Source organism: Pseudomonas sp. WC1 (assembly GCF_050586565.1).
In the GTDB taxonomy this organism is placed as follows: domain Bacteria; phylum Pseudomonadota; class Gammaproteobacteria; order Pseudomonadales; family Pseudomonadaceae; genus Aquipseudomonas.
This window is the reverse complement of the sequence record NZ_JBOBDQ010000048.1, coordinates 1-13,544: the sequence shown is the minus strand read 5'-3', so window position 1 is coordinate 13,544 and position 13,544 is coordinate 1. Positions and strand designations below refer to the sequence as shown.

The following is a 13,544-nucleotide window of genomic DNA, read 5'->3' as shown; positions in this document are numbered from 1 at the left end:
TTGGGGCTGCTGAGCAGCCCCTTTCGCCTGACTGCCATTGACCGGTTACCCGCGCTTTTTCTTTACCCCGCCCTGCCTGGCCTTGAACCGCGGATTGGACTTGCAGATCACATAGATCCGACCACGGCGCTTGACCACCTGGCAGTCACGATGACGGCGCTTGGCCTGCTTGAGTGAGGACAGTACTTGCATGAAAACCTCCGAATACGTAATAACATAACATTAACGCAAATCATTCTCATCGCGCAACCGCCCTGTCACACCTTCTTCTGGCGATGACTGGAACGATAATGTAATGTTATTACATATTTAACGGAGATCCCTCTTGAACCCTCGCGCTCCCCTTCTGGCCGGCCTGACCCTGGGCCTGTTCGGTCAACCGCTCGCTGCGGCCCAACCCCTGGTGCTGGACGAAACCTCGATCACCGACGCCTACCTCGAAGAACGCGCCGACGGCCCGGTCCAGGGTTATCGGGCCACCCGCTCGGCCACCGCCACGCGCACCGACACCGATATCCGCGACACCCCGCAGAGCATCGAAGTGGTGCCGGCCCAGGTACTCAAGGACCTCAACACCACCCGCATCGACCGCGCCCTGGACTTTGCCGGCGGCGTGTCGCGGCAGAACAACTTCGGTGGCCTGACCTTTCTCAACTACAGCGTGCGCGGCTTCACCACAGGGGAGCTGTACAAGAACGGCTTCGCCGTCAACCGCGGCAGCTACAGCGCGCCCGACACCTCCAGCATCGAACGCATCGAGGTGCTCAAGGGCCCGGCCGCGAGCCTCTATGGCCGCGGCGACCCCGGCGGGCTGGTCAACATCGTCAGCAAGCGGCCCCAGGCCGAGACGTTCAGCACCGTGAACCTGAGCGCCGGCAGCTGGGACCGTTACCGCGGCACGCTGGACGCCAACGCGCCGCTGGACAGCCAAGGCAACCTGCTGGGCCGGGTCAACCTGGCGGTGGAGGACAATGGCAGCTTCCGCGATCACGTCAACAGCGAGCGACGGATCGTCAGCCCGTCGCTGAGCTGGCAACTGTCGCCCGACACCCGCCTGCTGCTGGACACCGAGTTTTCCCGCACCGAATCAGTGTTCGACCGCGGCATCCCGGCGGTCAATGGCCAGATGGGCTCGCTGCAGCGCTCGGCGTTCATGGGCGAGCCCAACGACGGCAAGATCCGCAACGACAACCAGACCGTCGACCTGGCCCTGGAGCACTTCCTCGACGACAACTGGAAACTGCGCCTGGCCAACCACTACACCCAGGGCACACTGAAGGGCAACAGCTCCGAGCCCCAGGCCCTGGTCGGCAACACGCTCACGCGCTTCTACCGCGAGCGCGACTTCGAGTGGAACGACAACATCACCCAAGCCGAGCTACACGGCCAGTTCGAGCTGCTCGGCTGGCAGCACCAGAGCCTGATCGGCCTGGAATACGAGAACTACCGCAACAGCCAGAAGTACCCGCAGAGCGCGACCCTGGCCAGCTATGGCCTGGACATCCGCAACCCGGTGTACGGCAAGCCCAAGCCGGCCCTCACCCGCGCCAATGACTTCTTCGAACGCACCGAAAGCCATGCCCTCAACCTGCAGGACCAGATCGCCTTCAGCGAGCGCCTGCGCGGGCTGGTCGGGGTACGCCTGGAGCGCATCGAGCAGACCTCGCAGAACCGCAGCAGCGGTATCAGCAACAGCCAGGCCAAGGATGTCGCCACGCCCCGCGTCGGTCTGCTGTACCAGCTGACGCCGCAGGTCGGCGTGTTTGCCAACGCATCGACGTCGTTCAAGCCCAACACCATCGGCACCCAAGGGCAGGTGTACAAGCCCGAGAAAGGCCTCGGCTACGAGACCGGCCTGAAGCTCGACCTGTTCGACAGCCGCCTGGGCGCCACGGTGGCGCTGTTCCATATCGACAAGGAGAACGTCATCACCACCGATGCCCTGGGCGAGAGCATCGCGGCCGGCAAGGCGCGCAGCCAGGGCCTGGACCTGCAGTTCAGCGGCCAGCTCAGCGAGGCGGTGCGGGTGATCGGCGCCTATGCCTACATCGATGCCGAGGTCACCAAGGGCGATGCCAGCCTGCCCAAGGGCAGCGACCTGCTGGGCATTGCCCGTAACAGCGGCAGCGTGATGGGCGTGTATGAGTTCCAGAATGGCGCCCTGCGCGGTTCGGACCTGGGCGCGGCGTTCAACTATGTCGGCGAGCGCTCCGGTCAGGCCGGCAGCGCCTTCACCCTGCCCTCGTACAGCACGGTCGACCTGCTGGCGCACTACAAGGCCAGCGAGCAGGTCACTGTGGGTCTGAACCTCAACAACCTGTTCGATCGCAAGTACTACGAGCGCTCGTACAACAGTTCATGGGTGCTGCCGGGCGAGCCGCGCAATGTCAGTGTCAGCCTGACGCTCAGCCTCTGAGGCCGGCGCAGTGGCTCGCGATGCCCCACGCACCGGGGCATCGCGATACACTGTGCGGACACCACCCAAGCAGCCCCTGGCATGATCCAGTCCGATCTCGATCTGTTCGACGCACACCCCCAGCAGCTGGCCGCTCACACCACGCTGCTGCCAGGTTTCGCCCTGGCGGAGCTCGAGCCCCTGCTCGATGCCTTGCGCCCGGTGCTGCGCGCGGCGCCGTTTCGCCACATGCAGACCCCCGGCGGCCTGCGCATGGCCGTGGCGCTGAGCAATTGCGGCGCGCTGGGTTGGGTCAGCGACGCAAGCGGCTATCGTTACTCCGCCACCGACCCGGTCAGTGGCAAGCCCTGGCCTGCCCTGCCCCGGGTGCTGGTCGAGCTGGCCTCGCGCGCTGCCGCCCAGGCCGGGTTCGAGGGTTTCGTGGCGGATGCCTGCCTGATCAACCACTACCTGCCGGGTACCCGCCTGAGCCTGCATCAGGACCGCGACGAGCAGGACTACGCCCATCCGATCGTCTCGATCTCGCTGGGCCTGCCCGCAGTGTTCCTGTTCGGCGGGCTGCAACGCTCGGACCGTACCCGGCGCATCCCGCTGAACCACGGCGACGTGCTGGTGTGGGGCGGCGAGGACCGCCTGCGCTTTCATGGCGTGCTGCCGATAAAGCCTGGCGTTCATCCGCGCATGGGCGAACGGCGGATCAACCTGACACTGCGCAAGGCCGGCTGACCCTAACGACCGGCAAACCATTCCCGGCGTTCCTCGAACGCGGCCCGGATCGCCCCGACCATCACCTGCACCAACGGGTCGGCTTCGGTGCGCTCATCGACCGCCAGCCACACGCGCCGGCGCATCGGCTCGCGGAACAACCCCGGCAAGGCCAGCAGGCCACGATCCAGATGCGCCGCGTAGTGCGGCAGCAAACCGACACTGGCGCTGCACTTGATCAGCTGGCAGTACATCTCGTAGTCCTGGATCTGCGTCACGCCGGCCGAGCGGGTGCTCAACAGCGTCTGCCAGGGCGTCAACGCCTGCACGCCGACCTCGCCTTGCCATTGCACCAGCATGTAGTCCTGCAGGTGCGCCAGGCTGGTCGGGCGGTTGGCCTCGCGGGCATAACGCTTGGCGATATGCGGCAGGTATTCGAGGGTGGCCAGGGCTTCGGCGGTGGTGTCGGCAAAACAGCCGCTGCGGGCGCCCTGGTCAAGGTCGCCCAGCCATAACGCCACATCCGCGGCCTGCTCGGGTACCTGGCGGCCATCGAGCGTGGCCACCTCCAGGCGCATGCCGGCATGCTGGCGCACGAAGTTGATCAGGTTGCGGCCCAGCAGGTCCTGCAGCAGTGGTTCGGCCACGGCCAGGCGCACTCTGGCGCTGGCTTCCCGCGGCGCTGGCACCACCGGTTCGCGGGCCTGGAGCACCTGCTGCAGGCGCTCGCCCTGCTGGCTGAGCACCGGGTTGTTGTTGCGGTTGACGAACAGGCTGTAGCCCAGGCGCGCCTCCAGCGCCGCCAGGCGCTTGCGCAGGGCCACCGGTTTGAGGTTGAGCCGCCGTGCCGCCTGCATGAAACAACCGCAGCGCGCGGTGACCAGAAAACAGTTCAGGGTCTGTTCGTCCAGGGCCAGCGGCACCTGGGGGCGAACGACGGGCACGCTGGTATCCGGGGCTCGCCCCCGGGACAGATCGATAGGCATCCCTCGCCTCCCGCAGGCCCGCCTTGGCAGGCCCGCTTCTTCCATGGTTGTAGGCGACTAGCGGCTGCTTTCCAGCACCTGGTTGAGCGCCGCGCCGTCGATGCTGAGGGTGGCAGTGTCGAACATGCCCTCCACATAGGCCTTGGCCACCTGCTCCTGGCGCTGGGCACGCAGCACCTGGCGCAGGCGCGGGGCCACCTCGTCGAAGGTCGCCGCCCGGGCCGGCTGCAGTTCCACCAGCTTGATGATGTGATAGCCCGCCGCGCTCTGCACCGGTTCGCTGACGCTGCCCACCTTGAGTTTCGGCACCACCCCGCGCACCTCCGGCAACAGTTGCGCCAAGGCCTGCAGGCCGGTATCCCCGCCGTTGGCGGCGGTGCCGGCATCCTGCGAATGCTCGCGGGCCAATGCGCCAAAGTCCGCATCCGCGGCCTGGGCCTGCTTGGCAAGGGCCTGGGCCTGCTTGCGCACGGCCTCGTCATCCTTGGGGTTTTCCACCCGCAGGAAGATCTGGCTCAGGCGATAGCGTGCCGGCAGTTGCAAACCAGCCTTGCCTGCCTCGTAGGCCTGCTTGAGCTCAGCTTCGGTGGGGTAGTCGTCGGGCACCTTGCTCACCGAGTCGAGATAGTCGCGCAAGACGATCTGCTCGGTGGCCGCGCGGGTCTGCACCTGGATCTCCGGACGCTGCAGCCAGCCTTGGGCCTCGGCCTGCTGGTACAGGGCCTTTTCCGCCAAGCGGGCGCGGATCCAGGCCTCCAGTGCCGGCCGGTCGCCGCGCAGGCTGGCGCGGGACTCTTCGGGCAACTGGGCGAACAGCGCCTTGAGCTCGCCGCTGCCCACCTGTTGCTCGCCAAGGCGCGCCAGCACCGGGCCGTTGTCGGTGGCCACCAGGGTGGCGGGCGAAGCCGGGCGCGCCGCTGCCACCGGCTCGTCGCCCGGGCGCAAGGCCAGGGCGACTGCCACCGCGACAACGGCCAGCGCGCCAGCGCCGGCCCACAGGGTTCGCGCCGTCACGAAGCGCTCACCGCATCGCTGGCCACCTGCTCGGGCGCCGTTTCGGCGACATTGCGGCTGTAGTCACGCAGGTAGACGATGAACTCCTGCAGCAGGCGATCCCACAGCAACAGGCTGCCATGCAGGTGCTTCTCGCTGACGCCGTCGGCAACCACCACGTCCTTCTCCATTACCAGGAACTCGCCCTGTACCGACAGGCGGGCGAAACGCCGGGTGGCGTTCCAGCGCTCGGCCAGGCCCGCGGGCAGCTCGCCCTGGATACGCAGCGCGCAACTGAAGGTGAAATCGAGGAACTCGCCTTCCTGGTTCAGCGCCCGATTGCCGAAACGTACGGCGTAACCCACGCCCTGGCTGGCGCTAAGCAACTGCACCACGGCATTCTGCTCGGTGCGATTGACCCGGCAGCCGGCATCCTGCAGCAGCTTGGTCAGGGAGTCGGCGCTAACGGTTTCGATCAGGGTGACTTCGGTCATGTGCTTACTTCCTTGCGTTGAGAAAACGTCACTGGGTCACGCCCGTGGGGGCGTCGAACTGGCTTTCGTAGAGTCTGTCGCCATAGGCCTGGGCCAGTTCCTCGAAGCGGACCCGGGCCGAGCCAGCAAAGGGCTGGCGCATCTTCATCACATCGGCGATATCGACCTTCTCAAAGGCGGCCAGCATCTCCTTGGCCACCCCGTACATCTGCTGGTTGCGCGCCTGGCACTGCTGCACCTGGCCATCGCGTTCGGCCAGTTGTGCCTGCAGGCCGGCACGCTCGCTTTCCTTGGCGCGCGCCATGCCCAGCAGTTCGTCATAGGCGTGCTTGTACTTGTGCAGTTGTTCGTTGCTGCTGGCCACCAGCGCCTGGGCCTGGCTGTGCACGGCCTGCTGCTGTCCGGCGAGCTGTTCGCTCTGGCCGCGCGCCTTGGCCAGTTGCGCGGTCAGCTCGCGCACCTGGCCCAGGGCCGCGTCGCGTTGCTGTTCCGCCGCCTGGCGGGCGGCGCTGGCCTGGGCCTGCTCGCTCTGCAGGGCCTGCAGCTGTTGCGTGGTGCTGCGCAGCTGGGTGCGCAGGCGCTCTTCGAGGGTTTCGGCCGACGCCGAGGCGGCCAGGCTTGCGCCCAGCGCCAGCATCAACCAGGCGCAACGATGGCGATAGACTCCCTTGTTCATGCCCGTGCTCCTTCCCTAGAACCGCGTGTTGACTTCAAGTTGTAGCACATCGATGTCAAACGGCGCGCCGTAGAGTGCCTCGCTACTCAACCAACGGGCTGTAGCGTAGACGTTGTCGGCCAGGCCGTAGTTGCCACCGAGGAAATAGCCCTTGGCGTTGGTGCCGCCGAGGTGGAAGCTCGAGTCGTTGAACCCGTCCGGCAGCGCGTCAGGCTCGATGCGCTTGTAACCGGCGAACAGGTTCCAGTCGCCGGCCTTGCGCATGTCCAGGGCGTTGCCCAGGGTGAACTGCAACATCCAGGCGTCGCCGCCGCTCTTGATGTTGCCGTTCTCGTCGATGTTGTTGGCCAGCTGGCCGGCCGAACGCTTGCGCATGTCGCCCTCGTCGTAGGCCAGGTTGTGGATGTAGTTGGCCTGGCTGCGCAGCTTGAAGTCATGAGGCAGGTCGGCATCCCACACCAGGTTCAGGTCGAGCAGTTCGAACTCCGAGGCGATGCCGACGAACTGCGGCTGCGGCGTGGCCGCCGGGTTGGCCGGATTGGGCGTGATGTCGCGCAGCAGGAACACCGTGTTGCCCTTCTGCATGAAGGTCGGGCGGGTTTCGTCGCTGTCGCAGGCCGGCTGGCCATCCCAGGGCGCGCAGGGGCTGGAGCGCTCGCCGGCGATGTCGTCGAAGCGGTAGTAGGCCATCGCGCCCTTGAGGCGGTGATGGTCGTTGAGCGCCCATTTCGCGCCCAGCTGCGCGCCGTACAGCCACTTGTTGTCGCTGTCCTCCTTGTCCAGGCCGTTGCTGCTGGCGCTGTCGTCGCTGTACTGCACAGGGAACGCGCCGACGGTGCCGAACAGGCTGAGGTCGCGGCTCAGCGGCTGGTCGAAGATCGCCGCCACGCCATCGAAGTTGAGGTCGTGGGAATAGAGGACGTCGGTGGACATGAACGGATTGGCGATGCGCCCGCCGGTCAACGTCAGTCGCTCGCTGGGCGTCCAGGTGACATAGCCCTGGTCGAGCCAGATGTCCTTCTTGCCGAAGCCGCCACCGAGGTTCTGGGTGGTCGACACCGGGTTGTTGTTGGAGCCGGTGGCGACGCGGATGCCGGCCACCCAGTTGTCCGCCAGCTGGGCCTTGAGGCCGAAGCGCGCGCGCAGGCGCAGGAGGCTGTCGCGGTCCTCGCGGGTGTTAAGCAGCGGCGGCAGGTTCGAGCCGCTGTTGGCGTTGACATCGTACGGGCCCTTGTCATTGAGCTTGGCGAAGTCGACGATCTCGTTGCTGTTGCCATCGGCGTAGCCGCGCGACTCGTAGCGCAGGCGCAGGTCGCCGTCGAAGCTGATGCGCGAGGCCCAGTCGGGGAAAGTGTTGGGCGCGGCCCAGTTTTCCTGCTTGGCGGTGTTCATCACCTCGGCCTTGATCTCATCGCGGATCTGCTGGCGGACGATGGCCGGCACATACTGCACGCGCACTTCGCCGTTGGCCGCGGGGGCCTGGGCGACGATCGGCGCGGCGCTGACAGCCTGCGCCTGCTGGGCCTCGCGCTCGGCCTGGGCGATCAGCGCGTCGGCCTTGTCCTGCTTGAGCACGCCCTGTTCCACCAGCAGGCGGATCAGGTTGACGGTCGCGTTCTCCGACGGCGCGGCGTGGGCGACGGCCGGACCGACCGCGGTGGCGGCGGCCAGCAGGCCGAGCGCCAGGGTCAATCGGTTGACTGGGCACTTCATGGGTTTGCAGCTCCTGTGGGTCAGTCGTGCTTCGTTGTTCATGGCCGGCGCCCCTGCAGGGCGATCTTCACCGGCAAGGTCAGGTTGGCCGGCGGGCGCTGGTCGAGGGCGCGGGCGCCGCGCAGGGCGGCGAGCACCTGGGCATCGACCTCGGGCTCGCCGCTGCCGCGCAGCAGCTCGACCCGGGTGATCTCGCCGGCGGCGCTGAGCCAGATTTCGGCCTGCAGGTTGAACACCAGGTTCCGCAGCTCGGGGTTGTCGCGCAGCAGGCGCTGGAAGGCATAGGCCAGGTACTGGCTATAGGTGCCGCTGCCCAGGCCGCCACCGCCGCCACCGGCCATGCCGCCGCCCTTGCCGGCACCGACGTTGAAGCTGTCGTCGCCCGCTTGGGCGTCGCCGTCCATCTGCATGGGGTCGGCCAGGTCCTGGGCCGGGTCCGGCGCGTCCTCGGCGGGCTTGACCTCCTCGGCCTCGGGCACCGGCTGCGGCTCGACGATCTTTTCCTCGACCGGCGGTTCAGGCTCCTTGGGCGGCTCGGGCGGGGGCGGCGGTGGAGGCGGCGGCAGCGGGATGATCGCCGGCACCTTGGGCGCCTCGCGGCGCACCCCGGCCATGTCGTTGGCCCACTGCCACAGCAGCCAGGCCAGGCCCGCGCCAGCGACGGCGAGCACGGCCCAGGTCAGCAGGCGGCGGAAGTTGGCTTTAGGTTCCATGCCTGCCCTCACCCCTGGTTCGGCTTGCCGGTGACCAGCCCGACCTGGGCCAGTTCGAGACGGCGCAGCAGGTCGAGCACCTCGACCACTTTCTGGTACTGCACACCCGCGTCACCGCGCACGATCAACGGGAAATCCGGGCTGCGTGCCTTTTCGCTGCGCAGGCGGTCCTCCAGCTCCTGCAGCGTCACCGGGTAGGCGTCGAGGAACACCTGGCCGGCATCGTTGATCGAGATCGCCTTGGACTTGGGCTGGGCCAGCGACACCGTGGCGCTGGCCTTGGGCAGTTGCACCTGGATCCCGGAGACCTGCGCGGTGGCGGTGAGGATGAACATCACCAGCACCACCATCAGCACATCCACCAGCGGGGTGATGTTGATGCTGTCGACCGCGGCGTCGGCGTCGTCGTCTTGGGCGTTGTTCACGGATGCCATGGCTGCCTCCTCACGCTGGGATCGACGGGTTGACGCTGCGCCCGGCCGGACACAGCGCCGCTTCACCGGCCTGGCCCTCGCCGTGCAGCTCGGCCAGGCGGGTGATGAACTCGTCGACGAACACCCGCATGTCGGCGCTGACTTCGCGGTTGCGCGTGGTCAGGCGGTTGTAGCCGAACAGCGCGGGGATGGCGACGAACAGGCCCATGGCGGTGGCCAGCAGCGCCGCGGCCATGCCCGGGGCGATGGCGTTGATGTTGACGTCGCCGGCCATGGCCGTGCCGAGGAACACCACCATGATCCCCAGCACCGTGCCGAGCAGGCCGATGTAGGGGCCGCCGGCGATGGCGTTGGACAGGGTCGACAGTTTCGACGACAGCGCCTGGTTCTCGCGGGTGCGCACGCCGTCCATGGAGCAGCGGATGGCTTCGATGGTGGCCGCGGACACTTCACTGGTGTCGGCGCCCTGGGCGCGGCGGGTGCGGATTTCCTGCACCGCCACCAGGTACAGGCGCCACAGCGAGGAGTCGGTCAGTCGGTCATGCAGTTCGCGATCGTCGGCGAACTGCTCGAGGCGCGTGCCGACCGTGGCGAAGCGCTCGCGAAAGCGCGTATTGGCGGCGGTGACGCGGTTGAGCGTGCGCTGCTTGCGCAGCATGATCACCCACGACTGCACCATCATCAGCACCAGGACAGCGATGATTACCCAGGCGTCCACCGGCACCGCCTTGAGCAGGAAGCCCAGGCCGCCGAAGCCGAAGCCGGATTGTTCTTCGTCAACGCCATAGACCACCAGGCGCGACTCGGCCCCCTGGGCCAGCACGTCGGCCTGCAGGCTGGCCTGGCTGCGGGCGACGCGGGAAACACGCAGCTCGTCCAGGGCGCCGACAAAGGTCGCGTAGTGGCCGGCGGCCTCGCCCTCGGCCGCTGGCAGGTCGCCACCGATGCCGATGGCGCCGCTGAAGGCCGCCAGGCTCGCGGCCAGTCGCGCGACCGGCTGGCCTTCGAGCAGCAGCGTGAGGTTGCCGCCCTCGCCCACCAGCGCCAGATGCTGCCATTGGCCGGCGCCGAGCGCCTGATTGGCGGCGGCACGCTGGCCGTCCACCTCGATGAAGGGCACGCCTTCGGCCAGGCCGAGCAGCAGGCTGTGGCCGGCCTCGCGGCGCGCCAGCAGCAGTTGCTCACCCACCGCCTGGTCCTGGCGCAGCCAGGTGCTGAAGCTGAACGCCGCGCCCGCCGGCAGTTGCAGCGAGGCGCTGGCGGGCAGTTGCAAGGCTTGTCCCCCGAGCTGGATGGCCCGGCCAATCACACCATCGACACTGACCGTTGGTCCTTGCAGCTGGTTACCGTAAGGACTGGCGTCACGGGCGGTGGCACCGTCGAAGTGGTAGAGCGCGGTGTAGTCGGCGTCGAAGCTCGGCTGGCCGGCGGGTGCCTGGGCCTTGGGGTTGCCGTAGTACATCCACAGGTCCTGGCGCTGGCCAGGCTCGATACGCGGCACGTCGACCCAGATCAGCGCCATGCCCATCAGTGGATCGAACTGCTCGACATGGTGGTTGAGCACGGTCTTGTCGTCGGCAGCGACGAAGCGGATGTCCGCGCCGGTTTCGCTGACGCCGTCGAAGCTGAAGTTGCCGGTGTGCAGACGCACCAGCAGCGCGGTGCGGCCCAGCGCCTGGGTCAGGCCGGCGCCCTGGGGCGTGGTGTCCACGGCGATCTGCTTGCGGTACATCCAGTCGTCCTGCCACCAGGCGCTGGCGCTGCCCGGCAGGGCGAAGCCCAGGCATAGCAGCAAGGTCAATATCAGGCGTTGCATGAGAGGTCTCCAGGCCGATGCCGGTCAGTAGGTCAATCGTTCAAAAAGTCGCCTGCACGCTGAAGTGCACGCGGGAAGCGTTCTTGTCGGTGTTGGGGCCGTCCTTGAGCGGCACGGCCCAGTCGAGGCTGCCGGACAACCAGTCGTTGAGCGTGGCGCGGGTGCCGACGCCGACGCTGGCCAGGCTGTAGCTGTCGTCCTGTTCGGGCAGTGCGTCCTGCAGGCGCAACTGGGCACCCTCGGCGAACAGGTAGAAGCGCCAGTCGCTGATGTAGCTGCCGACGTAGCGGCCAATGGAGGGGGTGCGCAGTTCCTGGGAGAACAGCAGGCCGTCGTCCCCGGTGCGTTCGGCGGCGAGATAGCCGCGCACCGAGGTGGCGCCACCGGCGGCAAACTGTTCGTTCGACACCAACGGCCCCGAGGCCAGCTGGAAGGCCAGCTTGGAGGCGCTCTGCCAGGCGCCGGCGAAGTCGAAGGTGTAGCTGCCGTCGCCCTTGAGCGCGGCGAAGCTGGAGTCGGCGCGGTAGCGCTTGTAATCGAACTCGGAATCGTCGCTACCATAGCCCAGCAGGCTGCGCGTCCCGGCCACCAGGCTCAGGCCGAGGCTCAGCTGGTCCTGTTCGGTGAAGCGGTAGCCGGTATAGCCCAGGGTGATCGGGGCGTACTTGAGCGGGACCTTGTCGCTGCTGCCGCCCAGGCCGACCTGTTCGTCGAAGTCCTTGAAGTCCACGCCGATCGACAGGGCGCTGGCCCAGGCGCCGACGCCCGGCAGGTTATAGATCGCCGAAACGCCGTAGGAATGGCCCTTGCCCAACACATTGGTACCGCCCACCGTGGCGACGTTGCTGTCGGAGTGGTAGCCGGAGAACTGCACGGTCCAGCGCTCGTTCAGCGGCGCGGCGTAGGACCCGGACCAGACCTCGGCGTTGTTACGGTCCTGGGGCGCGGTGAACCAGGTCAGCGAGACGCTGTGGCCGGCCTGCCAGAGGTTGTTGTAGCCCAGGCTGACGACACTGCGCAGCTTCTCGGTATCGGCGCTGTGGTCGTTGTTCAGGCCCAGGCTCAGGTTCCAGGGTTGCTTGTCCTCGACCTGCAGGTCGACGTCCATGGTGCCCGGGCGCTGGCCTTCGCGCACCAGTGGCATGACCTGCCGCCCCGGGGCACGATTGAGCGTGGCCAGCTCGTTCTGTACCTGGGCGAAATCGGGGACCTTGCCCTCCTCCAACGCCGGCACCTGTTCACGGATCTCCAGCGGCGAGTAATGCTTGGCGCCCACCACCCGCACGCGGCCGACCTTGGTTTCGCTCACCTGCAGGTAGACCACGCCGCCTTCGACCTTCTGCTCGGGCAGCTCGACGAACACCGACTGGTAGCCTTGGGCCTGATAGCTTTTCTGCAACGCCTCACGGGCGCCTTCAAGGTCGGCCAGGGTCTTGTCCGGCCCCAGGTAGGGATAGACCGCCTCTTCGATGGCCTGGGCGTCGAGCACGGTGTTGCCGCGCACCACGTACTCGTTGATCTCGACCCGGCGCTGCGCCTCGTCCGCGATCACCTCGACCGCCAACAGGCACAGCAGCGCCCCTGCGCCCATGCCGCATCGCTTGAAGAAAAAATGCTCCACACCGCCCCCTTGAGCGCCAGGAATTCGTTGGTTTTCTAGTGGTTGTCGCTGGGTGCGGCCTGGCCTTGGTGGCGGGCCAGCCAGCTGTGCAACAGGGCCAGGTTGAGGCTGAACTCGGGCATGGCCTGCAGGCTTGCGCCGAGCACTTCGTCGACCATGCGCTGCAGCAGCGAAACGGCCATGGCGCTGCCCAGCAGCACGCCGAGGTCATGGCTGAACAGGCTGAAGTTCCACACCCGCGATTTCAGCTCCAGGCCGGTGAACCAGCGGAACAGCAGGTTGTAGTTGAGCTGTTCGTAGAGCTGCTTTTCGCTGGGCACCGAATACAGCAGCTGCAGGAGCAGCACATGCATCAGCGTGCGCGGGGCGATGATCATGCCCTGCTGTTCGGCCAGCAGCGCCAGCGCGGGCTGGTGCGCGTCCAGCAATGCCTCTATGCGCGGCTTGAGCAGCGCCAGCGAATGGCCGGGCGGCACGCAGCTGGCCACCTCGCGCAGGGCGCCCTGCCAGTCGTCCTGGGAGACGATCCATACCCAGGGGGCGCCGTAGCGGTAGACCGAGACGGGCTGCTTGCGGGCGGCCTCGACGATCTTGGCCAGACGCTGGTCGAGCTCCTGCATTCCCACTTTCGTGTAGCGTTCCATAGTGCCCATTGCCCCGCTCCCAGGCCGGTTCTCAAGGCTTCATCGGCCTGATGGCCAGGTGCCTTGTTGGTGTCCATGGCTTTGACGGGGGTGGCGGATTGCTACCGAAGTTTTGTCATGAAAGGTTCATCAGAGGGGGTGGTTTCGAGGGGGTCGGGGTCGGGGTCGGGGTCGGGGTCGGGGTCGGGGTCGGGGTCGGGGTCGGGGTCGGAAGTGATTGTTTTGATTTTTGTTTGCGCATTCGTAGAAGATGTCGACATCTAGTCACCTTTCCGCCCTTACGGCGGGTCCCTTTTTGAAGGATCAAAAAGGAACCAAAAAATCCTGGCTCCA

The 13,544-nt window shown here is 67.0% G+C and carries 12 protein-coding genes and 1 pseudogene; 2 read left to right on the top strand and 11 right to left on the bottom strand.

Going from position 1 to position 13,544, the window contains the following annotated elements; translation table 11 throughout:
* Positions 1-45: 45 nt before the first annotated feature.
* Positions 46-192, bottom strand: coding sequence for a type B 50S ribosomal protein L36 (ykgO, locus tag ACQ4OD_RS19780; RefSeq protein WP_023632134.1), 147 nt, complete (start codon positions 190-192; stop codon positions 46-48).
* Positions 193-325: 133 nt separating this feature from the next.
* On the opposite strand from ykgO, the gene ACQ4OD_RS19775 reads away from it, so the two are divergent.
* Complete coding sequence (locus ACQ4OD_RS19775; RefSeq protein WP_430944794.1) at positions 326-2,416, top strand: TonB-dependent siderophore receptor; 2,091 nt, start codon at positions 326-328, stop codon at positions 2,414-2,416.
* Between the two features lie 81 nt (positions 2,417-2,497).
* Positions 2,498-3,142 carry a DNA oxidative demethylase AlkB gene (alkB, locus tag ACQ4OD_RS19770; protein ID WP_198755586.1) on the top strand — a complete coding sequence of 215 codons (645 nt, stop codon included), beginning with the start codon at positions 2,498-2,500 and terminating at the stop codon, positions 3,140-3,142.
* Positions 3,143-3,144: 2 nt separating this feature from the next.
* Here the strand turns inward: alkB and ACQ4OD_RS19765 are convergent, their stop codons facing one another.
* The 10 genes and pseudogenes from ACQ4OD_RS19765 to ACQ4OD_RS19720 all read right to left on the bottom strand — a co-directional run.
* Positions 3,145-4,107, bottom strand: coding sequence for a LysR substrate-binding domain-containing protein (locus ACQ4OD_RS19765; RefSeq protein ID WP_430944793.1), 963 nt, complete (start codon positions 4,105-4,107; stop codon positions 3,145-3,147).
* Positions 4,108-4,164: 57 nt separating this feature from the next.
* Positions 4,165-5,121, bottom strand: a complete 957-nt coding sequence (locus ACQ4OD_RS19760; protein WP_198755585.1) for a peptidylprolyl isomerase — start codon at positions 5,119-5,121, stop codon at positions 4,165-4,167.
* Complete coding sequence (locus ACQ4OD_RS19755) at positions 5,118-5,594, bottom strand: YbjN domain-containing protein (protein WP_139670603.1); 477 nt, start codon at positions 5,592-5,594, stop codon at positions 5,118-5,120. The genes ACQ4OD_RS19760 and ACQ4OD_RS19755 overlap by 4 nt, the downstream gene beginning before the upstream one ends.
* A 28-nt stretch (positions 5,595-5,622) precedes the next feature.
* On the bottom strand, positions 5,623-6,270 hold the full coding sequence (locus ACQ4OD_RS19750) for a DNA repair protein (RefSeq protein ID WP_430944792.1): 648 nt from the start codon (positions 6,268-6,270) through the stop codon (positions 5,623-5,625).
* 15 nt (positions 6,271-6,285) lie between these two features.
* Complete coding sequence (locus ACQ4OD_RS19745; RefSeq protein ID WP_430944791.1) at positions 6,286-7,983, bottom strand: putative porin; 1,698 nt, start codon at positions 7,981-7,983, stop codon at positions 6,286-6,288.
* A gap of 38 nt (positions 7,984-8,021) precedes the next feature.
* Positions 8,022-8,696, bottom strand: a complete 675-nt coding sequence (locus ACQ4OD_RS19740; protein ID WP_198755584.1) for an energy transducer TonB family protein — start codon at positions 8,694-8,696, stop codon at positions 8,022-8,024.
* Between the two features lie 8 nt (positions 8,697-8,704).
* Positions 8,705-9,130, bottom strand: a complete 426-nt coding sequence (locus ACQ4OD_RS19735) for an ExbD/TolR family protein (RefSeq protein WP_430944790.1) — start codon at positions 9,128-9,130, stop codon at positions 8,705-8,707.
* A gap of 10 nt (positions 9,131-9,140) precedes the next feature.
* Positions 9,141-10,946, bottom strand: a complete 1,806-nt coding sequence (locus ACQ4OD_RS19730; protein ID WP_430944789.1) for a DUF2341 domain-containing protein — start codon at positions 10,944-10,946, stop codon at positions 9,141-9,143.
* Between the two features lie 40 nt (positions 10,947-10,986).
* The gene (locus tag ACQ4OD_RS19725) at positions 10,987-12,537 is read right to left on the bottom strand and encodes a ShlB/FhaC/HecB family hemolysin secretion/activation protein (RefSeq protein WP_430944807.1); all 1,551 of its coding nucleotides are present in this window, start codon (positions 12,535-12,537) and stop codon (positions 10,987-10,989) included.
* Between the two features lie 280 nt (positions 12,538-12,817).
* Positions 12,818-12,917: pseudogene (locus ACQ4OD_RS19720) on the bottom strand (transposase); the annotation flags it as partial.
* Positions 12,918-13,544 lie beyond the last annotated feature (627 nt).